Origin of the sequence: Chitinophaga parva, from assembly GCF_003071345.1 — a bacterium.
GTDB classification, from domain to species: domain Bacteria; phylum Bacteroidota; class Bacteroidia; order Chitinophagales; family Chitinophagaceae; genus Chitinophaga; species Chitinophaga parva.
Map to the genome: position 1 here is coordinate 344,509 of NZ_QCYK01000001.1, position 24,284 is coordinate 368,792.

The following is a 24,284-nucleotide window of genomic DNA, read 5'->3' on the forward strand; positions in this document are numbered from 1 at the left end:
TTCCCCGTGCGCTTACACCTAAGAATTGGAATTTATTATTTGTTCACACGTTGGGCTTTATTATGGCACCACGCGTTATTTATTACTATACCCGCTTAATATCCGCTCCCAGCGCCATCAACCTTTGGTCAATGTACTGGTACCCACGGTCTATCTGGTCAATATTCTGGATGGTGCTCTTACCTTCGGCGCTCAGGGCGGCGATCAGCAGGGACACCCCTGCGCGGATATCCGGTGATGACATGGTAATACCCCTCAGTTTATGCTGGCGGCCCAGGCCTATCACTACCGCGCGGTGCGGATCGCACAGAACGATCTGGGCGCCCATGTCTATCAGTTTGTCCACGAAGAACAGGCGGCTTTCAAACATTTTCTGGTGGATCATCACGCTGCCTACGGCCTGGGTGGCGGTTACCAGCACAATGCTCAGCAGGTCTGGTGTAAAGCCGGGCCATGGATGGTCGGAAATGGTGAGGATGGACCCATCCAGGAAGGTCTGGATCTCATATTTTTCCTGGGTGGGAATGAAGATATCATCACCACGGAATTCCAGCTGGATGCCCAGCTGGCGGAACTTTTCGGGGATGATGCCCAGGTGCTGCAGTCCTACATTCTTGATGGTGATCTCGCTCTGGGTCATAGCCGCGAGGCCAATGAAGGAACCGATCTCGATCATATCCGGCAGCATGGCATGCTCACAACCTTTCAGGCTGCTTACGCCTTCAATGGTGAGCAGGTTGGAACCTACCCCGCTGATCTTTGCCCCCATGTGGTTCAGCATCCGGGAAAGCTGCTGCAGGTAAGGCTCACAGGCCGCGTTATAAATGGTGGTCTGTCCTTTGGCCATTACAGCGGCCATCAGTATGTTGGCCGTGCCGGTTACGGACGGTTCGTCCAGCAGCATGTAAGTGCCCTGGAGGCCATCGGTTTGCAGGTGGAAGAAATTATCATCGTTGTCGTACACAAATTTGGCGCCCAGCTTTTCAAACCCAATGATATGGGTATCCAGGCGGCGGCGGCCGATCTTGTCTCCCCCGGGCTTGGGCACATAGGCCTGGCCAAAGCGGGTGAGCAACGGGCCGGCAATCATCACGGAGCCACGGAGCCTGCCGGATTTTTTGCGGAATTCGGGGCTCTGCAGGTATTGCAGGTCCACTTTATCTGCCTGGAAAGTACAGGTGTCGCGGGATACACGGTTTACGGTAACGCCCATATCACCCAGCAGTTCTATCAGCAGGTTCACATCCACAATGTCCGGGATGTTTTTTATCGTTACCTTTTCTGCCGTTAAGAGCACGGCGCTGATGATCTGTAATGCTTCGTTTTTGGCTCCCTGGGGTATAATTTCTCCCTTTAAGCGGTTTCCGCCTCTTACTTCGAAAGCGCTGCTACTCACTTGTTCCTGTTTTTGTATTTGTTCTGTTTATTGTTGCTTTTACCGTTGCCGTTGTTCTTGAACTTCTGTTGGTAGTTCTTATTGCGCTTGCCGGAGCCGCCATTGCCGGAGGGGCGGAAAGCGACGTCTGAGTTGCCGGGGCCGGGATTGGAGGCCATGGAAGATGCGGATGCATGGCCGGGCTGGTATTCCAGTTCGCCGCGGGTAAGGCCCAGCAATTCCGCGCGGATGGCGTCGTCGTGGATACTTTCTTTATGCCAGTTAGTATAGGCCAGTTTCATGTAGTTGCCAATACACTGGATAAAACCCTCTCTTTTTTCGGGGTTCTCTTCCTTCTTGGCCCGTTCAATGATCTGCTCAATGTTTTTGCCCAGGTGGCGGAATTTAGGATATTGTTTCGGGTAAGGCATGGGCTCCGGACGGGCGCGCAGCTTTTCCCGCGTGGGAATGGGATAGGGCGACTCCACGTCCAGTTTAAAATCGGAGATCAGGAACAGGTGGTCCCAGAGTTTATGACGAAAATCCTCGACATTGCGTAAGTGGGGGTTCAGTGTACCCATCAGCTCAATCACGATCATCGCGTTGCGCTGGCGGTCTTCCGGGTCCTCGATGGTGAGCAGGAACTCTACCATGCGCTGGACATTCCGGCCATACTCCTTCATTATCAGGTGATTGCGGTCCGTGTTGTACGAACCTTCAATGTGATATTCCATATTGGTATTTGAAACAAAATTATAAGATAGAAAAAAGCCGTACAGCGTAAGACCATAAAACGGCATTGTAGCGCAGTGCAGACAACAAATTTAATGCAAAATCTCCAAGAAAAACGGCCTGGGACCAGCTTTTCCGGAACAGCCGCCTGGGGAGCCGGCCTTCACGGATGTGGCATCACTATTCCGGACAGCATTTACCAGCGACAAACGTATCAATTTTTTTGCAACAAGACATACAACCTATTTGTTAAAATTTCTAAAAATCAAATTTATGGATCTCCTGAAAAACAAAACAGCCCTGGTAACCGGCGCGGGCTCCGGCATTGGTAAAAGCATAGCCCTGGCCTATGCCGCGGCCGGGGCCAACCTGGTGTTGTCTGACATTAACGAGGCGCACGGCCAGGAAGTGGCGCAGCAGGTCAGCGGTCAAGGCGCCCAGGTGATCTTTGTCAAAGCGGATTCCGCCAGCCCCGAAGACAATGAAAAACTGGTAAAGGCCGCCACGGAGAAGTTTGGCGCCCTGCACATCGCCTGCAACAATGCCGGCATAGGTGGCCCTGCCCTGCCCACCGGGGGATATACCCTGGATGGCTGGCAAAAGGTGATCAACATTAACCTCAATGGCGTATTCTACGGTATGCGCTACCAACTGCCTGCCATGCTCAAAGCAGGTGGTGGCGTGATCGTGAACATGGCTTCCATCCTGGGTTCCGTAGGCTTCAGAACCGCCGCAGCTTATGTAGCCGCCAAGCATGGCGTGGTGGGCCTTACGCAAACCGCGGCCCTGGAATATGCCCCACAAAACATCCGCATCAACGCAGTGGGCCCCGGTTTCATTGACACGCCCCTGCTCAGCCAGATGAATGCTGCGCAAAAGCAGGCGCTCGTAGCCCTTCACCCCATTGGCCGCCTGGGCAAGCCGGAGGAGGTAGCGGAGCTGGTGCTGTGGCTGAGCAGTGATAAAGCATCGTTTGTAACGGGAAGCTATTACCCGGTGGATGGAGGATACCTGGGACAATAAAAATTTCCATTTCCAGAAAACCAGTTTCCAATATCGGGGGAAAATTCCTTTTGATGTTGGAAATTGGCACCTGGACACTTTCAATGCTCCCATATGAATCTCTCCCTTCAAAACAAAACTGCCCTCATCTGCGGCGCCTCTCAAGGCATTGGGCTGGCGGCCGCGCAGGAACTGGCATTGCTGGGCGCGCGCTGCATCCTGGTATCAAGAGATGCGCAAAAGCTGGCAGCTGCGCTGGTTACACTCGCCTCACCGGATGGGCAGCAACATCTTTCCATACCGGCAGACCTGGGGAATACTGAACAGGTAAAGGCATTAGTACATGCATTGCAAAGCATCCGGCCCATCCACATCCTGGTGAATAACAGCGGCGGGCCTAAAGGCGGGCCTATCATCGATGCGGAGCCGGAAGCCTTTACCACGGCCTTTGCGCAGCATGTGGTCACCAATCAATTGCTTACGCAGGCGCTGGTGCCGGGCATGAAGGAAGCTGGCTACGGGCGCATTATCCAAATTATCTCCACCTCTGTAAAAACGCCGCTGAAAAATCTTGGAGTATCAAACACCATCCGGGCCGCGGTGGCCAGTTGGGCCAAGACCCTGGCGGGTGAACTGGCGCGTTATGGGATCACGGTCAATAACGTGTTGCCCGGGTCCACCAAAACAGCGAGGCTGGACAGCATCTTTGATGCCACGTCCAAACAAAGAGGGGTAGACCGTAACGTGATTGAAAAGGAATGGCTGGAAGAGATACCGGCGGCGCGTTTTGGAGAAGCCAGTGAAGTAGGGGCCGCGGTGGCATTCCTGGCCACACCGGCAGCGGCTTATATCACCGGCATTAACCTGCCGGTAGATGGAGGCAGGACGCCGAGTTTGTAAGGCGATTTACAATAGGCAATTTCCAACGTCAAAGAAAAGTTGTTAAAAGAACAAAATCCAACACCCATGCACAAAACGCCCTTACCGCGTCCGGCATTGATGTTGGATTTTACTGTTTGGAATTTTTGGTTTTAGCAGCGCTGCTCTCCCGGAGCAGCTTTTAATGGTTTGGAAATTTGATGGCTAAGTGAAGTGGGCCTGTGGTAAAAATTTCCCTTGGTTGGTTTGGTTGAACCCGCAATCCGAAAATTAGACGGCTACTTGTACTTGTGTTTTTTACATGCTGCACCTGCATGGACATGAACTCTCTTCATCTCTTATTTCCTGTGTATTGGAAATTGAAACCTGGAAATTTACATATCGTGTGTAGTACCCCAGCGTATCAGTTCTTCTTCTGTCCATAACCCGGGGAAGAAGGTGATCCGCTTGTGCTTGGGTGGCAGGAACTGCTGCCAGTTGGTACCCCCGGTGGCGGCGATATCTTCCGGCTTTTTGTGCAGGTAACGCACGGCAGATTTGTAGTGCATGAGCGGCCAGCGGATATTGATGTTGAAGTCATACTCCTTCAGCAGGGGCGTAAGCGCTTCCTGGTCTGCTGCCGGCAACTGCTGGTAGCGGGCGCACAGGTTGTTGTGCTCATGTTTTTGTGCCAATGCCAGGAAGGTGGGCATGTACTTTTTCTCAAACTGTTCCAGGGTAAGCGTACGCTTGCCGGTGGCCAGTTCCGTGGCGCCGCTGCGCCAGTAAATGTGGTTGAGAACGTGCGCCAGGTCCGGGTGGGCGCGCAATTCCTCGCGCTGGCTGGCATACACCAGGTTGCGCAGGTCTGTAGAGCAGATCTCGATCATCCGGAACTGGCCGCTCTGGAAGCCGGAAGCCGGCAGGAGCGCCATGCGGAATTTCAGGAACTGCTCTTTGTCCATCCCGTCCACCATGATCTCAAAGGAGGAGATCAGGCTTTTGAAGTAGTTGTTGATACGCTTCAGTTGCGTGGCAAATACTTCTGCGTCTGGTGCGCCCTCGCAGATCTGATCAATGGCCTTCAGGGTGAGCTTGAAATACAGCTCCGTGATCTGGTGATAAATAATAAAGATGCTCTCATCCGGGAAGGGTGTCCGCGGGTGTTGCAGGTTCAGGAGCACATCCAGCTGGATGTAGTCCCAATAGGTAAGGTAATCTGCATACAAGAGACCATCCAGATAGGCAGAAAGGCTCTGCCCCATTGCGGCGTACTTTTCTTCAAGCAGCCGGATTTTTTCAGCAATGTCTGTGGTAACCATGCCACAAGATTACTGATTTTTTTCCGCAGCAAAAACGCGGGAAATGCAAGCCCCACAAGGCCTGTAGGGAATACCGGAAAAAGAGGCCCGGCCCCCGTTCACCCGGGAACAATACAATCATGCGGCCAGCAGGGGGCAGGCCCGGGTGATCCGGAACGGTGTACAATGATAAGATCGGAGACAGGTGCCGCTACAGGGAGGGCACGGATGCCCGCTGGCGAAACAGTAAATGCGATACAGTAATTGAAAGGCTACCGGAATGTGCAGGGCGGGTAATACATGATGCGTGGAATGCACTGGCAACAGACGGCGTGGAATTACTTCCGGACGGATGGCTATTCCACCACGTTGATAGTCCGGTAAAAGCTTTCTTCCAGGGAAATTAGGGTTTCGGTCCTTTCAATGCCCTTGATCTTCTGGAGCTCATCATGCAGGATGCGGCGCAGCTGGGTGATGTCCTTGCAAATGATCTCGGCAAACATGCTGTAGCTACCGGTGGTGTAATTGAGGCGCACCATTTCCGGGATCTTGCGCAGTTCGCGGGCCACGGTATCGTACATGGAGCTTTTTTCCAGGTAGATCCCAATGAAAGCTATGACATCATAACCGATCATTTTTAAATCTACATGTAATTTAGTACCTTTAACGATACCTAACTCCTGAAGCTTCTTCATCCGAACGTGGATGGTACCCCCAGATACAAAGAGCTTCTTTCCCAGGTCGGCATAGGAGATCTCTGCATTCTGCATCATCTCACTGATGATCTGCAAATCAAGTTTGTCAATATTCAAATTGTTGACCATTTTTACAATTCGTTTTTGATTGTATTAAACCGATATGCAAATATTTAAAAAAAATCGAAATTTCAAAAATTTTTCTTAAATAATTTGCAAGGAATTGCATGCTTCTTTAGATTTGCATCATAATCACTGTTCAAACAGCGTATTTCACCGCAAAAAAACATTGGTTTTATCCTGTGGGGTGATGAAATTGGCAGACATGCCCTCTTGTCTCGAGGGTGAGGATAACGGGATAAACGGAGCATAATGGGTTGACCACTAATCTTATTTGTGCTTTGGCTAACTGCCTCGTGGAGGTTCGAATCCTTCTCCTACAGCTTTCCAGGGCCTGCTTCCTTTGATGGAGGCAGGCTTTTTTTATTTCCGTCCCCGATAAAGGACCCGGGTCTTAAGTCCTAAGTACTTTTTACAGCATCCCCCCCTCTCCACGAATGTACCCAGGGCCTAAGACCTAGGACCTTTTATTGTACCTTTGCCGCCACAATGGGACAACACAAATTAGAACGCTTTGCGGAAATAGAAACCTTTCCCAACGTGCTCATCTACCCGGAGGGCATGCAGGGAAAATGGAAGGATTTTTTTAAGAACGACCATCCCCTCACCCTGGAACTGGCCTGTGGCAAGGGTGATTATACCCTGGGCCTGGCCCGCACCTTTCCCGGTGAGAACTTCCTGGGAGTGGACCTGAAGGGCAACCGTATCTGGCGCGGCGCCAAAACCGCCCTGGAAGAGCCCCTGGTCAATGCCGCTTTCCTCCGCACGCAGATCGACAAAATACAGCATTATTTCGCCCCGGGCGAAATTTCCGGTATCTGGATCACTTTCCCGGACCCGTTCCTGCGGAAATCCAAGTCGAAGAAACGCCTCACCCATCCCAAGTTCCTGCAGCTGTACCAACCGTTGCTGGCCCCGGGAGCGGTGATCAACCTGAAAACAGACTCACCGGAACTGTACCATTTTACCCAGGAAGTGATCGCCACGCTGGGTTGTGAGCTGCTACAGGATATCCCTGACGTATATGCGTTGCCGGAAGTGCCGGCCCTGCTGCGCATCCAGACCTTCTACGAGAAAATGCACCTGGCGGATGGCCGCACCATCCGCTACCTGCAGTTCCGCCTGCCAGCCGCGCCCATAGACTGGCGCAAAGTAAAACTGCCATCTGATGATGCACCCGAAGCTGATTGAGGGCGTAGATTATTATCTCAATGAACAGGGATACATAGTGTTTACCGCAGCATTCCACCTGAAACGCGGGCACTGCTGCGGCAATGGTTGTAAACATTGTCCTTTTGCATATGAAAAAGTCCCCGAGCCCAGGCGCAGCCAGCTCCTCAAAGCCGGCAAAACCCGCGGTGAAGCAAGCAGCGAAGGTGAAAACCAAGCCTGCGGCTGATGCAAAAACAGCCAAGAAATCCGCACCGGTGGTAAAGACCGCTGCCAGGAAAGCCCTGCCAGCAGCCACGCCCCCTTCAAAGGGAAAGGAATCCTTTTTTGAAGAAGTATTCCGCCTGGTGCGCATGGTACCCAAAGGCAGGGTAACCAGCTACGGCGATATTGCCAACGCCGCCGAAGCCCGCATCACCGCCCGCATGGTGGGCTGGGCCATGCACGCGGCAGGCAGCGCCCAACCGCCAGTACCCGCCCACCGGGTGGTCAATAGCAGCGGGGTGCTGAGCGGGCGCCAGGCCTTTCCCACCCCTACCCTCATGCAGGAACTGCTGGAACAGGAAGGTGTAAAAGTGAAGAACGACAAGGTGCAAAACTTCTCAAAGCTACGCTGGGCCTTTCCGCCGGCCAAAAGCAAAGACATGCCCGTGATCAAAGGGGCAAAATAAATCGGCCGGCAATTGGCCACAATCTAGTAACTTTCGCTTGTGTCTGTACTCAAACTGAAACTGGACCAGGACCAACTGGTCGAAGATTTTTTTGAAGGAACTTACCTGGCCGGCATCATGTCGCAGGCCCGGGACTACCAGCTTTGCTGGCAGATCAACCGTACACTGGGCTGCCAGTTCCGGGTAAACAATTCCCTGGAGATCCGCCTGGCCAAGAACAACCGCTCCTTCTTCTTCACCGTATACGAGTACCCGGAGCACACCAAGTCAGTGACCCATTATCTTTACAATAACCACTGCCAGGCAGAGTTCCTGCTACCGGAACTGCGCAACATCGATTATCTTTGGCTTGTTAAGGGCGACTACTACCAGCCCGAAGAGATGAAAAAATTATTTGAGCAACTGCGGCAACTGGAGCTGGTACAATTAGTATCTTTATTGGATATCAGGGATATCAAGAACAAGATGAACCTCATCTTTTAGCACCGTCATCCACGCAATAATTTTACTACCTTATCCTATCCTGAATAACCGGCCCTTGTATTCATTGATCAATTCATTTATCTATGTGGCAGGAAAAAGATAACCGTCTGCATCGTGCATTCTCGTTCAAGGATTTCAGTGAAGCCTTTGCCTTCATGACCCGGGTGGCACTCCTGGCAGAGCAGCATAACCATCACCCTTACTGGACCAATGTGTACAACAAGGTGGACATCTACCTTAATACACACGATGCCGGTGATAAGGTTACGGAAAAAGACCATGCCCTGGCACAAGCCATCGATGCTTTGATCTAAACACCAGACCTCTTCATTACCGTGCATCGAATTATAACGCTCCTTATTTGCCTGTTTGCCTGCTGCCAGCTTTCTGCCGCTCCCTCACCGGACCGGGACACCCTGGTGCTGGACCTTACCGCGCCGCCGGACCAACTGGACCTGCGCCCTTTCCTGTTCAGTTTTGACAATGCCGGCTACGGCCTCGGTGTAAATGACCTCAAAGCGGACTACTTTTCCCGCAATCCAAACATTTTTCACGCAGATACCCTTTTCACCAATCATACGCACAACCTCTGGCTGCGCCTGCAATTGCGCAACAGCGGGACAGACAGCGGGCATATCACGCTCTTTGCCGGCTGGCACGACCTGATGGAGTGGTTTGTGCAAGGCCCCGACGGCAACCCGCAAATACTGATGCGCACGGGCTTTATGACAGATACGAGCGATAAACGCTGGCATCATTACGGCTTCATTGCCGGCGTGCCCGCAGGTGCCACCCGCACCTTTTACCTGCGGATCATGAACCGCAACCTGGCAGAGCATCCCCTCATGCCCGTAGGCTTCAATGACCTTACCCTGTCACATTTTGAGCACGCGCAGCAGATCTATTTCCAGCGCGATGCCATGTATATTTTTGTGCTCCTGGGCATGCTCATTGTATTCCTCAGCACGGCCATCATTAACTATATACAGCTGCCAGACCGCTCCTACCTTTACTTTGCCGCCTACATGCTGGGGCTCATCTTTTACTTTGCCCTGCGCGTAGATACCAAGCCTTACCAGGTATCGTGGTTTCACCAGTTTCCCGCACTGAAATATTACTGGGATGTGCCGGCCCTGCTGTTCTGCTTTTATTTCATGTACCTGCTGTTTGGCAATTCATTCCTGAACCTGCGGGAGCGCTTTCCTTTCCTGCAACGGGTTTTCGTGTTGGTAAGCTATCTCATTGGCATTGTAATCGTGGTATGCGTGGCATTCATTGCACGCGGCTCCTATCATATTTCCTACCGGCTGTACGGGTATGTGTACCTGGCCAGCCTGCTCCCCAGTATACTGGTGTTTATCATGCTGTCCCGGCGTTCCCGCCACCACCCGCTCATCCGCTTCTTCGTGTTTGGTGCCGCGTCGTTGTTTATCTCCGCCCTCTTTGCCTTTGTGACCCACATAGGCGAAAACGGTTTCTACAGCGGTACTGCGCAGCTCACCCTCCCTTCTCCCATCATTGTGGTGGGCATGCTGCTGCAGGCCATGTTCTTCCTGGCAGGCCTCAGCTACCGCAACAAGCTGGTACACCAGGAGCGCACCAAAACCCAGGAAATGCTCATTAAGCAGCTCAATAAGAACAAGGAGCTGCAACGCAAACTCAATGAGCAACTGGAAGAACTGGTGAAAGAACAAACCACGGAGATCCTGCGCAAGAAACAGGAACTCGAAGAACAACGCAAACTGCAAAATGACTTTGAATACGGTAAAAAACTGGCGGAGATAGAACTGAAGGCCATCCGCGCGCAGATCAACCCTCACTTTATTTTCAATTGCCTCAACTCCATCCAGCTGTTTGTAATGCAGCGCGATTTTGAACTGGCGCAGAAATATTTGTCGGACTTTTCTTACCTCATCCGCAAAACACTGGACTTTTCGCGGCGTAACTTTATTGCGCTGACAGACGAGATCACGTATCTCAATACGTACCTGGGACTGGAAAAAATGCGCTTCGAGAACAAGATGGAATTTGAGATCCGGGTAGACCCGGACCTGGCGGTGTCTGAACTGGAAGTGCCATCCATGCTGCTGCAGCCTTACGTGGAGAACGCGGTGAAACACGGCATGAACAACAGTTTCCAGCCCATAGGCCATTTGCTCATCACCTTTGGGCAGGCCGGCCCGGATATGCTGGAATGTATTATTGAAGACAACGGCATTGGTATAGAAAAGACCAAGGCGCTGCGAACCATGCCTAAAAGCCACCAGAGCTCTGGTATGGAGATCAGCTTTAACCGTGCAGAGTTACTGAATAAAATGTTTAACACCGGTATACAAATAGAGATCATAGACAAAGCCCTGCATGACCAGCAGGGAAGCGGCACGCGGGTGCGTGTATTGATCCCTCAACTATAACACATGATTAAAGCCATCATCATTGACGACGAGCGAAACAGCAGGGATATCATTGCCTTGATGCTGGAGCGGTATTGCCCCGAGGTGCAGGTGCTGGCATTGGCCAATGATTGCGCGGAGGGCATTGCCCGCATAAAGGAATTGCAGCCGGACCTCGTGTTCCTCGACCTGGAAATGCCCGACGGCACCGGCTTTGAGGTGCTGCAAGGGCTGGATAATATCACCTTTGAAGCAGTGTTTGTAACGGCATTTGAAAAAAAATTCGTGCATACCATCCGCTTCAGTGAAGTAGAGCTCATCTTGAAACCTATTGATAAAGAAAGCCTGTTACAGGCGGTAAGCGCAGTACAGGTGCGCATAGCGCGGGGCAATAACAAACGGCGCTACGAGGTGCTCATGCAGAACTTTCACCAGGGCAAGCAGGAACAATGGCAACTGGTACTACCGGGCACCCACCAGGAAACGGTGACCCCGTTGTCGGAAGTACTGTACCTGGAGGCGGGCCAGGAAACCTGTATATTCCACCTGCGCAATGGGGGCCCTGTTACGGCAGAGCGGCCTTTCCGCTATTACCTGGACCTACTGGGCAGCCTGCCCTTTTTCCAGATCAACAATACGCAGATGGTGCACCTCAAACCGGTGCTGCAACTGAGTGCAGACCGGTCGCAGGTAATATTGCCGAACAATATCCGCCTGGAGATGACGGAGCGGCGCAGGAAGGAGTTTCCCGCCAAATGGAAATAAGCCGCCTCACTTAAGCCACAGCCCGCTACCATGGCGGATCTTCCTGTTACTTTTGGCAACATTTTAGTGTTACACCCGGTGTAATAAAATCAAAAGCCATGAATACAGTAAGATCACTCCGCGCTTTGAAGCTGCTGGCGATAATGGCCGTCTTTTTTGTGGCCAGCAGCTGCGCCCCCACCCGGCCACCGCATCCGCCCACACCGCCGCATCCACCGGGCACACCAGCGCCACCACACCCGTAAACGGAAGTTTCAAATTTCCAGAGCACCAGGAAGCGCCGGCTTCAATTTCAATTTTCGAATAATACGGATAAAAAAATCCAAATTCCTGCAGCGGATGCTGTGTGAATTTGGATTTTTACTTATTACAAACTTGTAGTGTTACAGCTTATGATTTCCTGGAAATTATCCATTCATGGAGATGAGGAACTCTTCATTGTTCCTGGTGCCTCTCATGTGTTGCAGCAGGAAGTTCATCGCTTCTTCCGTGTTCATGTCTGCCAGGTGTTTGCGCAGGATGTACAGGCGTTGCAGCACGTCTCTTTCCAGCAGCAGGTCGTCGCGGCGGGTAGAGGATGCAGTAACATCTATAGCGGGGAACACGCGGCGGTTGGCCAGCTTGCGGTCCAGCGCCAGTTCCATGTTACCAGTACCCTTGAACTCTTCAAAGATCACTTCGTCCATTTTAGAACCGGTATCTATCAGGGCGGTAGCCAGGATGGTGAGGGAGCCACCGTTTTCAATTTTACGGGCGGCACCAAAGAATTGTTTGGGCTTCTGCATGGCGTTTGCTTCCACACCACCGCTCAGTACTTTACCAGAGGCGGGCGCCACGGTGTTGTGGGCGCGGGCCAGGCGGGTAATAGAGTCCAGCAGGATCACCACGTCGTGACCGCATTCTACCAGGCGCTTGGCTTTCTGCAGCGCGATGGCAGATACTTTCACGTGCTTTTCCGCGGGTTCGTCAAAGGTGGAAGCAATCACTTCTGCTTTAACGCTGCGTTCCATATCGGTTACTTCCTCTGGACGTTCATCGATCAGTACTACCATCAGGTATACTTCCGGATGGTTGGTAGCGATGGCGTTTGCCACTTCTTTCAGCAGCATGGTTTTACCAACCTTGGGCTGTGCTACGATAAGACCACGCTGACCTTTACCGATGGGGGTAAACAGGTCCATGATGCGCATGGAGTAGTTATTGGCCGTGGTGGTAAGTTTCATTTTTTCGAAGGGGAACAGCGGCGTCAGGTAGTCGAACGGCACGCGGTCACGCACTTCTTCGGGCAGCTTGTTGTTGATGGTTTCCACCTTCAGGAGGGCGAAGTATTTTTCGCCTTCTTTGGGCGGTCTTACGGAGCCTTTTACGGAGTCACCGGTCTTAAGACCGAATAATTTTATCTGGGAGGGCGATACGTAAATATCGTCCGGAGAGCTCAGGTAGTTGTAGTCGGAGGAGCGCAGGAAACCGTAGCCATCAGGCATCATTTCCAGTACGCCTTCGCTCATGATCACACCGTCAAACTCTACGTTGAAGGGCACTTCCTTCTTGGCGGGAGCAAGGCGTTGCTGCTTCTGCGGGATCACAATGTCGTCCGGCATTACAAAGTCATCATCTTCTTCGGCGTCTTCCTCCTCTTCAAAGGGAGAGCTTTGAGGTGCCTGTTCCGGCTCTTCTGCTTCCGGGCCGGCTGTTTCTGCAGCTTTAGCGGCTTGCTCATCTTCCGTGAATGCAGGCAAAATGATGTCATCGTCATCATCAAAAGTGAGTGACGGTATATCGAGGTCTAATTCTAAAAGTTTGGATTTGGGCTTGGGGGGAGCAACGGGCGCTTCATCTTCTTTCTTTGCGGCGGCGGGCTTACGACCACGCTTTGGCTTTTCTTCAGCATGGTTATCATCATCGTGTGCGAGCAGGGGCAATTGTTCATCTTCCTTCTTCACCACTTTCCGTTTGCGCGCTTTCTTTTCTTCCCCATTATTGGCATTTGCTTCTGAGGCCATAACTGCTTGTTTATCGAGAATTTTATAAATCAAATCTTGTTTTTCAACTTTCTTTGGGCTTACTATTTCTAACTTGTCGGCAATATCAAGCAACTCCGGAACGATCATGTCGTTCAATTGTAAGATGTCATACATCATCTGTGTTATCTAAGGTTTTTTGTTGAGATGTCATTAAAGGCGGGTACTTATTGCATACCATGCTCTCCGGTATCAAAATATTCTGTGTCCAATAAAATTTGTTGGTTACGACTTTTGGTAGGGAGTGAAGCTGGACTGCTGATGAAGATGGAATGCAAAAGTGACTTATCAGACAGGTTGTAACTGCAACGTTAAGACATCTTTTAATATTCACCAAAAAAATCCAACCGCTAATTACCTAACTGGGGCCCTGGCAATTTATTTATATATTAAACTTATATAAATTTGTCGATATGCTGCCCTGGCAATTGTGCTCGTACGTGGTATCCGTTTGGTAGTACCGGAATCAAATATTTGACCAAATTTACGCGCATCGCCCCGGCCGGGGAGGCCCGGGGCCCAACTTTATCTATTTTTTAACAGATGGCGGAAAGCCACTGTACTATTGCCTGTAAAGGATTATTTTTGCAATCCATCATTAAAATCCAAACATAAAATTTATGAGCCACAGAGTGAAAGTAAAACAGATCCTGGCCGATGACAGGACTAATTACGAAGTAATTGTAAAAGGTTGGGTGCGGAGTTTCCGCAACAATCAATTCATTGCGATCAACGATGGCTCTACCAATAATAACCTGCAGGCCGTAGTAGCGCTGGACAGCCTGGATGCCGCTACCCTGAAGCGTATTACCACCGGTGCTTCCATCAGCGTGGGCGGTGAGGTGATCCCCTCCATGGGTAAAGGCCAGCGCGTGGAACTGAAGGTGAACAGCCTGGAGATCCTCGGGGACTGCGATCCTGAAAAATACCCGCTGCAGCTGAAAAACAGGCCCAGCCTGGAATACCTGCGTGAAATTGCCCACCTGCGTTTCCGCACCAACACGTTTGGCGCCGTGTTCCGCGTACGTCATGCACTGGCATTTGCCGTGCACCGGTTCTTTAACGAACGCGGTTTTGTATACCTGCACACGCCTATCATCACCGCATCTGACGCAGAAGGCGCCGGGGAAATGTTCCGCGTAACCACGCTGGATCCCAAGAACCCGCCCCTGGACGCAAATGGTCACGTGGACTATACGGAAGACTTCTTTGGCCGCGCTACCAACCTGACCGTATCCGGCCAGCTGGAAGGCGAACTGGCAGCCATGGCCTTTGGTGAGATCTACACCTTTGGCCCCACTTTCCGCGCAGAAAACTCCAACACCACCCGCCACCTGGCGGAGTTCTGGATGATAGAACCGGAAATGGCTTTCTATGACCTGGACGATAATATGGCCCTGGCGGAAGCTTTCGTGAAATCCGTGATCGGCTATGTGCTGGAAAACAACCGCGAGGACCTGGAATTCCTGGCCACCCGCCTGCTGGAAGAAGAAAAACAAAAACCGCAGCACGAGCGCAGTGAAATGGGCCTCATTGAGAAACTGGAATTTGTAGTGAACAACGAGTTCCAGCGCCTCTCCTACACAGAAGCCATCGAGATCCTGAAGAACAGCAAACCCAATAAGAGCAAGAAGTTCAGCTACCTCATTGAAGAATGGGGCGCAGACCTGCAAAGCGAACATGAACGCTACCTGGTGGAAAAACATTTCAAAAAACCGGTGATCCTCACAGACTATCCCGCTGCCATCAAAGCCTTCTACATGAAGCAGAATGAAGATGGCAAAACCGTACGCGCCATGGATATCCTGTTCCCGGGTATTGGTGAAATGGTAGGTGGTTCCCAGCGCGAAGAAAACTACGACAAGCTGGTAAGCCGCATGGAAGCCATGCACCTGCCGGTAGAAGAAATGTCGTGGTACCTGGACACCCGCCGCTTTGGTAGCTGCCCCCACGCCGGCTTTGGGCTTGGATTTGAGCGCCTCATCCTGTTTGTAACAGGCATGACCAACATCCGCGACGTGATCCCCTTCCCGAGAACGCCGAAGAGCGCTGAATTTTAGTCTTTGGTTTTTAGCCAATACAGATCCGCTTCCAACACCAGGAAGCGGATTTTTTTGCGCCCGCGTGTGGAATCATCCAGCCTTAGCGTCTTACTGGCAGAAAGCGCTTTCTGCCAGTATCTGTTTTCGTATATCCTAAAACGTTATCGTTATGGCTGGAATGAACACCAATACCCAAACCCGCTCCCGTGGCGGCGTACGGCGCAGCAAAAAACTATCTACCCGTGTAGACATGACCCCCATGGTAGACCTGGGCTTCCTGCTCATCACCTTCTTCATGCTTACTACCACCATGGCCAAACCAAGGGTCACCAATTTACTCATGCCGGCCAGTGATGGCAAGCAGATGCCGCTCAGCGCCAGCAAAGCACTTACCGTGCTGCTGGGACCGGACAACCGCATTGCTTTCTATGAAAGTAACGGGGAGGAAACCGCGCCCCATCCGCAGGATATTCATAACACCACGTACGCGGAGGCCACCGGCATCGGCGACATCATCCGCCGGAAACAAAAGCTGCTGGCGGCTGCCGGCCATCCCGGTGACCTGATGCTCCTGATAAAACCTGCAAGCTCCTCCACTTATAAGAACGCTGTGGACCTGCTGGACGAGGTATCTATCAACCGGGTACACCGCTATGCTTTCATGGACATAGCACCTTGGGAAGCCCAGTATTTTCAATAGTTGCGTGCGGGCTGCTATCAACTTTTTGTTACCTTAGCCCAGTAAAAATCATGCACTATGGCAAATCAACATTCCATTCCATCGGTGGACCTGGCGGACTTCACATCGGGCGATCCGCAACGCAAAGCGGCCTTTGTGGCACAGCTGGGTGAAGCTTATGAAACAGTAGGATTTGTGGCAGTAAAGAACCATGGCATTCCGGACCAGCTGATCGCAGACCTGTACAAATACGTGCAGGAATTCTTCGCCCTCCCTTTTGACACAAAGCACCAGTATGAAATACCGGAACTGGCTGGCCAGCGCGGTTATACTTCCTTCGGGAAAGAGCACGCCAAAGGCTTTGACGCACCGGACCTGAAAGAATTTTTCCAGTTTGGCCAAACTGTGGAAGACAATGATCCCGTTGGAAAAGAATACCCGGATAATGTAAGCGTAGCGGAAGTACCGCAGTTCACGCCCACTTTCTTCCAGGCATTCCGTGGCTTTGAAAAGAGCGGCCGTGCCCTGCTGCAGGCCATTGCCATTCACCTGGGCCTGGATGAGTTTTACTTTGATGACAAGATCCATAACGGTAATTCCATCCTGCGCGCTATCCATTACCCGCCCATTACACAGGAGCCCAAATCCGCCATCCGCGCGGAACAGCATGAAGACATCAACCTGATCACGCTGCTGGTAGGCGCCTCTGCAGATGGTTTGCAGATCCTGGACAAGCATAACAACTGGGTGCCCGTGACCTCACTGCCGGAGCAGATCGTAGTGAATGTGGGCGACATGTTGCAACGCCTTACCAACAACCGGATGAAGAGCACTACCCACCGCGTGGTAAATCCCCCGCGTGAGAAATGGAACACCTCCCGTTACTCCATCCCGTTCTTCCTGCATCCCAAGTCCACCGTACGCCTGGACTGCCTGCCCAGCTGCGTGGATGCACAACACCCGCTGGCCTACGAGCCTGTTACCGCCGGTGAATACCTGGATGAAAGACTGCGGGAAATAGGCCTGAAAAAATAATCTTCACCCTGCAATGCATAAAAAAATCCGCTTCACGAGAGCGGATTTTTTCGTTGATATATGCTGAGTGGAATTTAGTCATTCACCGGGTGTGGCCGCCTTGCGGGGAAGCAGGGTATTGGTTCCTTTGGGTGCCGGCGCAACACTTCGCCCAGCTGGTCCTGGAAAGTGAGCAGGAAGCGGAGACTGTCTTGCAGGAAATGGCGGTTACTCACAAAAACCAGGCAGGTATTCCCCGCACCTGGCTGTGGCACTGTATCCTGGACAGCAAAAGAAGATCAATATGCGTCACTGTTATAAGGCACGCCGGGCCGCAGCGGTAATGGAAAGTAACAAGACAAATGCCAGGAATAAGGGTTTCATCAGAACCGGTTTGTTTGAACAAGCGTTAAAACTATAAACGGGGGCGACCAACAATAAACACAAAAACTAATTAGCAGGTTGCAATGATTATGCCCTATTTTTACAAGGCAAACCAGATTTGTTGGCTGGCATAACTAACCTAAGTGTTCCATCGTCATACGCCCTTTTTAAAAGCTGTTTTCTTCCACAGCATCACTGCATATGGAGGCCCGCAAGGGCACCTGGCAATGATGATGAAAACCTTTGTGCAACAGCGGAAGGACATTACCGCGGAAGAGCTGATGGAATACAATGCATTCTGCCAGCTGCTGCCAGGAGCCTCGTCCAGCCAAACGCTTACCCTCATTGGTTATAAGCGGGGCGGCGTACCGCTGGCGCTTGTAACCCTGCTGATCTGGATCACACCGGCCTGCGTAATGATGGGTGCCCTCAGCTTCCTGCTGCAATACTTTGACAAGCGGGCACTGGCCATCGACATTTTTAAATACGTACAGCCTATGGCGGTAGGCTTCCTGGCTTATGGCAGCGTGCGGGCTTACCGGATCAGCGTTAACAGCCTGGCCACTTTCCTGATCATGGCCATGAGCATGGTGGTGATGTTCTATCTCCGCTCCCCGTGGACCTTTCCCTGCCTTATCCTACTGGGTGGGCTCATCTCCAACTTTAGTAACAAACGTATCCCCGACTTTGATGAAAAGCCCCAAAAAATACAGTGGACAAACATCTGGCTGTTTGTGCTGCTTTTTGTGCTGGCCGGTGTAATGTCTGAATACACGCGCTCCCACCAATGGGTAACGGGCCGCCCCTTTAATTTGTTCGAAAACTTTTACCGTTTCGGTAGCCTGGTGTTTGGCGGAGGCGATGTGCTGATAGCCATGATGCTGGAACAATATGTAACCCGCGCTAAAACCCAATACCTTAACGCGGAAGAATTGCTGACCGGGGCAGGCATTATGCGGGCATTGCCGGGGCCTACTTTTTCCATATCAGCATACGTAGGGGGCATGGTCATGCGCAACATGGGGCCGGGTTTCCAGCTGCTGGGCTGCATGCTGGCGCCGGTGGCCATTTTCCTGCCCAGTTTATTGCTGGTGCTCTTCTTCTTCCCCATCTGGCAAAACCTGAAAAAGCATGTGATCATTTACCGCGCACTGGAGGGTATCAACGCGGTGGTGGTGGGGGTTATGTGGGCGGCTACCGCCATTCTGCTGCTGGCCATTGCCACACCGCTCCATTGGTACAGCCTGGCCATCCCCGCGTGTGTGCTCATGCTGCTGTGTTTTACACGTGTGCCGGGGCCTATTATCGTATTGGCTTGTTTGCTGATGGGATGGTTGCTGTAAGCCGTTTATAACCCGTATTCTTTCAACTTATTGTACAGCGTTGTAAGGCCTATCTGCAGTATCTCCGCGGCCTTTGTTTTATTGCCATTGGTATAATGCAGCACCCTTGCAATGTGGCGCTTTTCAATGGCCGCCAGGCTAAGCGTGGCTGTTTCTCCTTCATCTTCCAGGCGAAAGTCCAGGGGCAGTGCATTTACATCCAGGGTGTCTCCTTCGGAAAGGATCACCGCGCGTTCTATGACATTGCGCAGCTCCCGGATATTTCCTTTCCAGGTATGTTGTTGCAATGCATCGAGAAAGGCATCACTGATGCGGCTGATGCGCTTATTCAGCTTGGGCGACACCTGCTGCAGGAAAAACCGGGCCAGCGCCGGGATGTCTTTCTTGCGCTCTTGCAGGGAAGGCAATCTTACCTGGAAAGCAGACAGGCGGTAAAACAGGTCTGCCCGGAAATTCCCCCTGTTGATCTCTTCTTCCAGGCTACGGTTCGTAGCGGCAATAATTCGTACATCCGTTTGCGTGGGCTTAGACTCCCCCACTTTGTAGAACGATTGGGTTTCCAGTACCCGCAGCAGCTTGGCTTGCAGCTCTATGGCCATCTCCCCTATTTCATCCAGGAAAATGGTGCCGCCGCGGGCTTCTTCAAAAAAGCCCTTGGTGTCTTTAACCGCGCCGGTGTAGGCCCCGGCTTTGTGGCCAAACAATTCGCTTTCCAGTATCTCTTTGCTGAAGGCGCTGCAATTCACTGCCACAAAGGGTTCCGCGCTACGTTGGCTGGCGGCGTGGATGGCCTGGGCAAATACTTCCTTGCCCGCGCCGGTTTCGCCCAGCAGCAGCACTGTTACGTCCGTGGGCGCCACTTTGCGGGCCAGGTTAATGGCATTGCGGATGGCACTGGAGTCGCCAATGATGTTATCAAAATTGTATTTGCCTCCTATTTTCTTTTCCAGATCGCGGATGCGAAATTGCAGCAAAGCCTTGTCCATGGCCTTGCTCACCAGGGGCATGATCTTGTTGTTATCATCGCCCTTGGTAATGTAATCGAAGGCGCCGTTCTTGATGGCCTGCACGCCGTCGGAAATATTGCCGTACGCGGTGAGCAGGATCAGCTCAGTTTGCGGGTATTTTTGTTTGATGGTCTCCACCAGCGCTACGCCATTCCCATCGGGCAGCTTCACATCTGAAAGCACCACGTGGATGTCTTCTTTTTCGAAGAGCTTGAGGGCATTGCGCACGGTGCCGGCTTCAAAAAGGGTATAACCTTCCAGGCTTAACAACCTGCTGAGCAGTTTCCGGAGTTGTTCTTCATCGTCGATTACCAGGATATTGCCTTTGGCCATATAAAAAAAATATGAGCAAAGATATTGATTCCGGCATTACCCATAAAATGGCGGCCGTCTTTGCAGGCGGCCGGCCGGTATGTATTTTATTTGTTTGTCAGCGTGCGGAAGGGGTGGTCTGGTTGCGCTTGAACACAAAGGCGCCCAGCGCTGCGGCCAGTACGCCCATGGTCATGTTCATGAAAACGGTCTGGCCCAGGAAGTAGATCCAGAAATTGCCCTGGCCAGCCACCTGGTCGCCGTTATTGGCGGTGGTAGGCATGGCATGGGTGCCGGAAGTAGCGATCAAATGGAGGATGATCGAAAAAATGGAGATAATGATCACGGAGAAAACCGTGGTGCGGAAACCCATTCCAAACATGGCGGCTGCGTTGGTCCGTTCATGGTGATTGTTGTTATAATTGACCACGGATAACAGCACCCCGATGAAGATCACTGCGCCGATCATAAATCCCGTCCACAACGTATCGTAGTAATTGGTCACATAAAAGATGATCGATAATGCAATGGCAATCACCGAAATGATGATGCCGTACACGGGTACCAGGTTGGTTGTTTTGTTTGCATGGTTTGCCATAGCTGTAAGTTTTAGGATCCACGCCGGTCTTTCACACTTCCTGCCTTGCTTCGCTCATGGATATGGTGAACAAATTTTTACTCAATGCGAAGCAGCACCCAGGCTGCCTGTTGCATTGGTATGTTTGCTTGCAGACCAGCGGCTGTAGCCGCTTTCCGGGGAGGTATGTTCCAGGTGCGCCGCTGTTGCCATAGCATCCTGCCGGTGTTTTTTTCTTTTGCGCAGGCGCCAGGCCAACAGGGCCGCGGCGCCGCCGGCCAGGACCAGCAATGCTATGCTGGTGGCAGTTTTCCGGGAAACATATCTTCTCATGTCAGCATGCTTTAGTAGGAGAAATACAAACACTATTCCATAACTAAGAGGCCCGTTTGCGGGAAGAACCGGTACTGCGGGATGTGGAACGAGCGCTGCTGCGTCCCCCACCAATACTGGCTTTCAACTGGCTCAACAAATCGTTGCTGGCGGTGTGCACGATCTTCATCTTCTTCACCACGGGTTTTTTACCGGCTGCTTTTGCTTTGATGATCTTCATCAGTTCATCGCGGTATTCGTTTTTATACTGCGTGATGTCGAACGGTGCGGAATACTGGTCTACCAGCGCAGTGGCCATGTCCAGTTCTTTCTTGCCGATCTTGCTGGCGCCGGCAGGCAGTTTCAGTTCCTCGGGCTTGCGCACGTCCTCATCAAAACGTAGCTGTTGCAGCAGCAGGTGGTCTTCCCGGGGCCGTAATACGCAAATGTGCTCCACACTGCGCAGCACAAAACGGGCGAGGCCTGCTTTGCCTGTTTTCTCCAGGGTCTTCAGCAATAACTCGTATGCTTTTGCACCTGATTTTTCCGGCTCAACAAAGTAAGGCGTATCGTAATAAATGTCATCGATCTCATCCTGCTCCACGAAAGATTCTATTTCTATCATTTTGCTTTTCTTGGGCGCAGCCTGTTCAAAATCTTCGTCTTCGAGGATCACATACTCATCATTGTAGAGATATCCCTTCACAATGTCTTCCCAGGGTACTTCCTTACCTGTTTTTTCATTGACCCGGTGAAAGCGGATATGCGAATGGTCGCGCTTATCCAGCATATCAAGGTCCAGCCGGCTTTCAGAAACGGCGCTGTACAATTTGATGGGAATATTCACCAACCCGAAGCCGATGGTGCCTGACCAAATCGCTCTCATAACTTAATGATTTAGATAAATTTTAACCCAAACTACATGCCACCAGGTGGCACAATTGTTGGTTTTTACAATATTAAAATCACCGTTTATGGAAGCATACACACCAGGCGTTATGACTACGCTTTCCGCCGTGATGGAAAAGATGCGCAAAAATGGTTACGACCACGAGTTGAAGATGAGTGATCATGGCAGGATGCAGTCGCCGGACACCCAGAAAATATATAATCCCGATGAGCTGACCATTGTCAAAACCTACCGTTTTGAAGGGGAGTCAGACCCGTCCGATTCTTCCATTCTCTACCTCATGCACGACAAAGAGGGCGGAAAAGGCTATGTGCTGGACGCTTACGGTGTCTACAGTACGCATGAAGAGTCAGGATTTGCGGATTTTATTAAAAGGATCCCGCTGGAAGACCGGGAAGAACAGATCCTTTTTGGCTAAACAACGGGATCATCAGAAACAGCAAAAGCGGGCTTCCGGGCCCGCTTTTTTGTGTTTATTTTGTTGCTGTCAATTCAGCCTCCCTATGCCGCATGCCTGCGTCGCGGCTTCTCCCGGGCCAGGTCTTTCAGGAATAACAACAATATTTTTTCATCATTGTGCAACGCGCCCCTGGCCGGTTTATCGCGCTGGAGGCGCAGTAACTCCAGGTAAGGGTCCAGGGATCCGTTTTCATAACTGCTAAGTATTTGCGGGTGGATGTAATATTTTTTACTCACCGCGCGGGTGTTCCCCAGCTTTGCTGCCACACCATCTATAATGCCCACCACATTACGTTTGCATTCCGCCGCACTTTGGAAAGGCGCCAGGTCTGCCAGCAGGTTCATGGCGTGCAGGGTACCGGCCCAGGTGCGGAAATCCTTTGCGGTAAAGTCCTCCCCGGTGTGCTGGTGCAGATAATCATTCACTTCTCCACTGTCCAGGCAGCGGTGTTCCCCGTCTTCACAGTAGTATTGGAACAGGTCCTGGCCGGGTATTTCTTTCACTTTTTGCAGCAGTCTGGCCAGGGTGGAATGCTTCAGTTCTATTTTGTGTTCCACTCCTTTTTTGCCTTTGAAATGGAAGAAGGCTTTGCTGCCTTGTATGATCACATGCTTGTTGTGCAGCGTAGTAAGCCCATGCGAACCATATAATTTCTCATAAGCGCTATTTCCCACGCGGATCATGGTTTCTTCCATAACACTGAGCGCAATGGCAATCACTTTTTCCTTATCCAGTTTGCGGTGCCGCAGGTTGTGTTTCAGCTGCGTGCGCAGCCGGGGCAGCACTTCGCCAAAGCGCAGCAGGCGGTGGTACTTGGTTTCATTGCGCACCTGCGCCCAGCGGCTGTGATAGCGGTATTGCTTGCGGCCGGCGGCGTCTATCCCGGTGGCCTGCAGGTGCCCATTGGCATAAGGGCAGATCCACACCTGCTCCCAGGCGGGAGGCAGCACCAGGCCCCGTATACGGTGCAATGTTTCTTCATCCGTGATCTCCTTGCCCTCCTGGTCCAGGTAACGCATTTCCCCGTTTTCTTTTACCCGGGTGAAGCCGGGTTTATTTGCATGCACGTAACGCAGCTTTGCAGCATGTGCCAGTGCAACCGGATCTTGTAACACTTCCATTGTGGCCTCCATAAGCTTGCTTTACGTCAGGTTAATGCCGGGAATTGGGAAAAGGAAAACGGTCTTTATAATGGCCCTTGCCCTGCGGATTGTAATCTTTGGTAGGCCCCAGCTTTTCATCTGCCGGTGTACCATCCTCTTCGGCTGCTTCCTTGTCATTCGGGCGGGTAGGCGTGCGTTTGATGTCGTGGTCCGGCACTTCATTGGGTACCGGCGGCTGTTGCGGCTGCGGGGGCGGGGGCTGCGGCGGGTTGGGCGTGGGTACGTCCGGCTGCTGTGGCTGTGGTTGGGTAGGTTGTTCCGGCTGGTGACCGGGCTGGATAACGTTGAGCATAAACTATATGTTTAAACGTGAGCAATGATGGTTGGCGCGTACAGTTAAGGTGCTTTGTAAATCACTGTATGTGTCCTTTCTGTTAAATAAATTTCAAAGTCCCTGCCATACATCTCCGCCCGGAACAGCCCGCGGCAATACCTGGATTTGTAGAACAAAATCCACGAAAATGGCCGCCGGGAGCGGCAAAAGCGCCTTTCGGG

26 protein-coding genes are annotated in these 24,284 nt (G+C 51.8%); 14 read left to right on the forward strand and 12 right to left on the reverse strand.

The window, feature by feature from the left end; all coding sequences use genetic code 11:
• Nucleotides 1–85: 85 nt before the first annotated feature.
• Both murA and DCC81_RS01500 read right to left on the reverse strand, forming a co-directional pair.
• Nucleotides 86–1,396 (reverse strand): UDP-N-acetylglucosamine 1-carboxyvinyltransferase, encoded by a 1,311-nt coding sequence (gene murA / locus DCC81_RS01495; protein WP_108684825.1) that lies wholly within the window; start codon nucleotides 1,394–1,396, stop codon nucleotides 86–88.
• On the reverse strand, nucleotides 1,393–2,109 hold the full coding sequence (locus DCC81_RS01500) for a DUF4290 domain-containing protein (protein WP_108684826.1): 717 nt from the start codon (nucleotides 2,107–2,109) through the stop codon (nucleotides 1,393–1,395). Before DCC81_RS01500 ends, murA begins: the two co-directional genes overlap by 4 nt.
• A 271-nt stretch (nucleotides 2,110–2,380) precedes the next feature.
• Between DCC81_RS01500 and DCC81_RS01505 the strand changes: the two genes are divergently transcribed.
• Entirely contained in the window at nucleotides 2,381–3,130 is a 750-nt protein-coding gene (locus DCC81_RS01505) for an SDR family NAD(P)-dependent oxidoreductase (RefSeq protein WP_108684827.1), read from the forward strand.
• Between the two features lie 93 nt (nucleotides 3,131–3,223).
• Entirely contained in the window at nucleotides 3,224–4,009 is a 786-nt protein-coding gene (locus DCC81_RS01510) for an SDR family oxidoreductase (RefSeq protein WP_108684828.1), read from the forward strand.
• 353 nt (nucleotides 4,010–4,362) lie between these two features.
• On the opposite strand, the gene DCC81_RS01515 is transcribed toward DCC81_RS01510, so the two are convergent.
• Entirely contained in the window at nucleotides 4,363–5,289 is a 927-nt protein-coding gene (locus DCC81_RS01515) for a tryptophan 2,3-dioxygenase family protein (protein ID WP_108684829.1), read from the reverse strand.
• Between the two features lie 335 nt (nucleotides 5,290–5,624).
• Nucleotides 5,625–6,092: an Lrp/AsnC ligand binding domain-containing protein gene (locus tag DCC81_RS01520; RefSeq protein ID WP_108684830.1), complete on the reverse strand. Its 468-nt coding sequence runs from the start codon at nucleotides 6,090–6,092 to the stop codon at nucleotides 5,625–5,627.
• A 480-nt stretch (nucleotides 6,093–6,572) separates the two neighbouring features.
• Here DCC81_RS01520 and trmB point away from each other — a divergent pair, with 480 nt between their 5' ends.
• The 7 genes from trmB to DCC81_RS01555 all read left to right on the forward strand — a co-directional run bounded on the left by trmB (nucleotide 6,573) and on the right by DCC81_RS01555 (nucleotide 11,565).
• Entirely contained in the window at nucleotides 6,573–7,274 is a 702-nt protein-coding gene (trmB, locus tag DCC81_RS01525) for a tRNA (guanosine(46)-N7)-methyltransferase TrmB (RefSeq protein WP_108684831.1), read from the forward strand.
• A complete protein-coding gene (locus tag DCC81_RS01530) occupies nucleotides 7,255–7,482 on the forward strand; it encodes a DUF5522 domain-containing protein (protein WP_108686433.1) in 228 nt (75 codons plus the stop codon). Before trmB ends, DCC81_RS01530 begins: the two co-directional genes overlap by 20 nt.
• Nucleotides 7,385–7,924, forward strand: a complete 540-nt coding sequence (locus tag DCC81_RS01535) for an MGMT family protein (protein ID WP_108684832.1) — start codon at nucleotides 7,385–7,387, stop codon at nucleotides 7,922–7,924. Before DCC81_RS01530 ends, DCC81_RS01535 begins: the two co-directional genes overlap by 98 nt.
• A gap of 39 nt (nucleotides 7,925–7,963) precedes the next feature.
• Nucleotides 7,964–8,407 (forward strand): IPExxxVDY family protein, encoded by a 444-nt coding sequence (locus tag DCC81_RS01540; RefSeq protein WP_108684833.1) that lies wholly within the window; start codon nucleotides 7,964–7,966, stop codon nucleotides 8,405–8,407.
• 83 nt (nucleotides 8,408–8,490) lie between these two features.
• The gene (locus tag DCC81_RS01545) at nucleotides 8,491–8,721 is read left to right on the forward strand and encodes a 4a-hydroxytetrahydrobiopterin dehydratase (RefSeq protein ID WP_108684834.1); all 231 of its coding nucleotides are present in this window, start codon (nucleotides 8,491–8,493) and stop codon (nucleotides 8,719–8,721) included.
• A gap of 21 nt (nucleotides 8,722–8,742) precedes the next feature.
• Nucleotides 8,743–10,821, forward strand: a complete 2,079-nt coding sequence (locus tag DCC81_RS01550) for a histidine kinase (protein WP_108684835.1) — start codon at nucleotides 8,743–8,745, stop codon at nucleotides 10,819–10,821.
• Nucleotides 10,822–10,824: 3 nt separating this feature from the next.
• Nucleotides 10,825–11,565 (forward strand): LytR/AlgR family response regulator transcription factor, encoded by a 741-nt coding sequence (locus DCC81_RS01555; protein WP_108684836.1) that lies wholly within the window; start codon nucleotides 10,825–10,827, stop codon nucleotides 11,563–11,565.
• Nucleotides 11,566–11,972: 407 nt separating this feature from the next.
• Here DCC81_RS01555 and rho read toward each other — a convergent pair whose 3' ends face one another.
• A complete protein-coding gene (gene rho, locus DCC81_RS01565) occupies nucleotides 11,973–13,703 on the reverse strand; it encodes a transcription termination factor Rho (protein WP_108686434.1) in 1,731 nt (576 codons plus the stop codon).
• Nucleotides 13,704–14,206: 503 nt separating this feature from the next.
• Here rho and asnS point away from each other — a divergent pair.
• The 3 genes from asnS (at nucleotide 14,207) to DCC81_RS01580 (ending at nucleotide 17,342) form a co-directional block, all read left to right on the forward strand.
• Nucleotides 14,207–15,646, forward strand: coding sequence for an asparagine--tRNA ligase (gene asnS / locus DCC81_RS01570; RefSeq protein ID WP_108684838.1), 1,440 nt, complete (start codon nucleotides 14,207–14,209; stop codon nucleotides 15,644–15,646).
• Nucleotides 15,647–15,797: 151 nt separating this feature from the next.
• Entirely contained in the window at nucleotides 15,798–16,328 is a 531-nt protein-coding gene (locus DCC81_RS01575; protein WP_108684839.1) for an ExbD/TolR family protein, read from the forward strand.
• Nucleotides 16,329–16,385: 57 nt separating this feature from the next.
• The gene (locus DCC81_RS01580) at nucleotides 16,386–17,342 is read left to right on the forward strand and encodes an isopenicillin N synthase family dioxygenase (protein ID WP_108684840.1); all 957 of its coding nucleotides are present in this window, start codon (nucleotides 16,386–16,388) and stop codon (nucleotides 17,340–17,342) included.
• Between the two features lie 74 nt (nucleotides 17,343–17,416).
• Here DCC81_RS01580 and DCC81_RS25465 read toward each other — a convergent pair whose 3' ends face one another.
• Nucleotides 17,417–17,557 carry a hypothetical protein gene (locus tag DCC81_RS25465; RefSeq protein ID WP_165806395.1) on the reverse strand — a complete coding sequence of 47 codons (141 nt, stop codon included), beginning with the start codon at nucleotides 17,555–17,557 and terminating at the stop codon, nucleotides 17,417–17,419.
• Between the two features lie 291 nt (nucleotides 17,558–17,848).
• On the opposite strand from DCC81_RS25465, the gene DCC81_RS01590 reads away from it, so the two are divergent.
• Nucleotides 17,849–19,048 (forward strand): chromate transporter, encoded by a 1,200-nt coding sequence (locus DCC81_RS01590; RefSeq protein WP_108684842.1) that lies wholly within the window; start codon nucleotides 17,849–17,851, stop codon nucleotides 19,046–19,048.
• A 5-nt stretch (nucleotides 19,049–19,053) separates the two neighbouring features.
• On the opposite strand, the gene DCC81_RS01595 is transcribed toward DCC81_RS01590, so the two are convergent.
• The 4 genes from DCC81_RS01595 to ku form a co-directional block, all read right to left on the reverse strand.
• The gene (locus tag DCC81_RS01595) at nucleotides 19,054–20,388 is read right to left on the reverse strand and encodes a sigma-54-dependent transcriptional regulator (protein ID WP_108684843.1); all 1,335 of its coding nucleotides are present in this window, start codon (nucleotides 20,386–20,388) and stop codon (nucleotides 19,054–19,056) included.
• Between the two features lie 97 nt (nucleotides 20,389–20,485).
• On the reverse strand, nucleotides 20,486–20,965 hold the full coding sequence (locus DCC81_RS01600) for a hypothetical protein (protein ID WP_108684844.1): 480 nt from the start codon (nucleotides 20,963–20,965) through the stop codon (nucleotides 20,486–20,488).
• A gap of 81 nt (nucleotides 20,966–21,046) precedes the next feature.
• A complete protein-coding gene (locus tag DCC81_RS01605) occupies nucleotides 21,047–21,277 on the reverse strand; it encodes a hypothetical protein (RefSeq protein ID WP_108684845.1) in 231 nt (76 codons plus the stop codon).
• A gap of 43 nt (nucleotides 21,278–21,320) precedes the next feature.
• Nucleotides 21,321–22,142, reverse strand: coding sequence for a non-homologous end joining protein Ku (ku, locus tag DCC81_RS01610; RefSeq protein WP_108684846.1), 822 nt, complete (start codon nucleotides 22,140–22,142; stop codon nucleotides 21,321–21,323).
• A gap of 88 nt (nucleotides 22,143–22,230) precedes the next feature.
• Between ku and DCC81_RS01615 the strand changes: the two genes are divergently transcribed.
• On the forward strand, nucleotides 22,231–22,584 hold the full coding sequence (locus DCC81_RS01615; protein WP_108684847.1) for a hypothetical protein: 354 nt from the start codon (nucleotides 22,231–22,233) through the stop codon (nucleotides 22,582–22,584).
• Between the two features lie 83 nt (nucleotides 22,585–22,667).
• Here DCC81_RS01615 and DCC81_RS01620 read toward each other — a convergent pair whose 3' ends face one another.
• On the reverse strand, nucleotides 22,668–23,759 hold the full coding sequence (locus DCC81_RS01620) for a DNA topoisomerase IB (protein WP_240612866.1): 1,092 nt from the start codon (nucleotides 23,757–23,759) through the stop codon (nucleotides 22,668–22,670).
• A gap of 19 nt (nucleotides 23,760–23,778) precedes the next feature.
• On the reverse strand, nucleotides 23,779–24,081 hold the full coding sequence (locus DCC81_RS25470) for a hypothetical protein (protein WP_165806396.1): 303 nt from the start codon (nucleotides 24,079–24,081) through the stop codon (nucleotides 23,779–23,781).
• Between the last annotated feature and the right edge of the window lie 203 nt (nucleotides 24,082–24,284).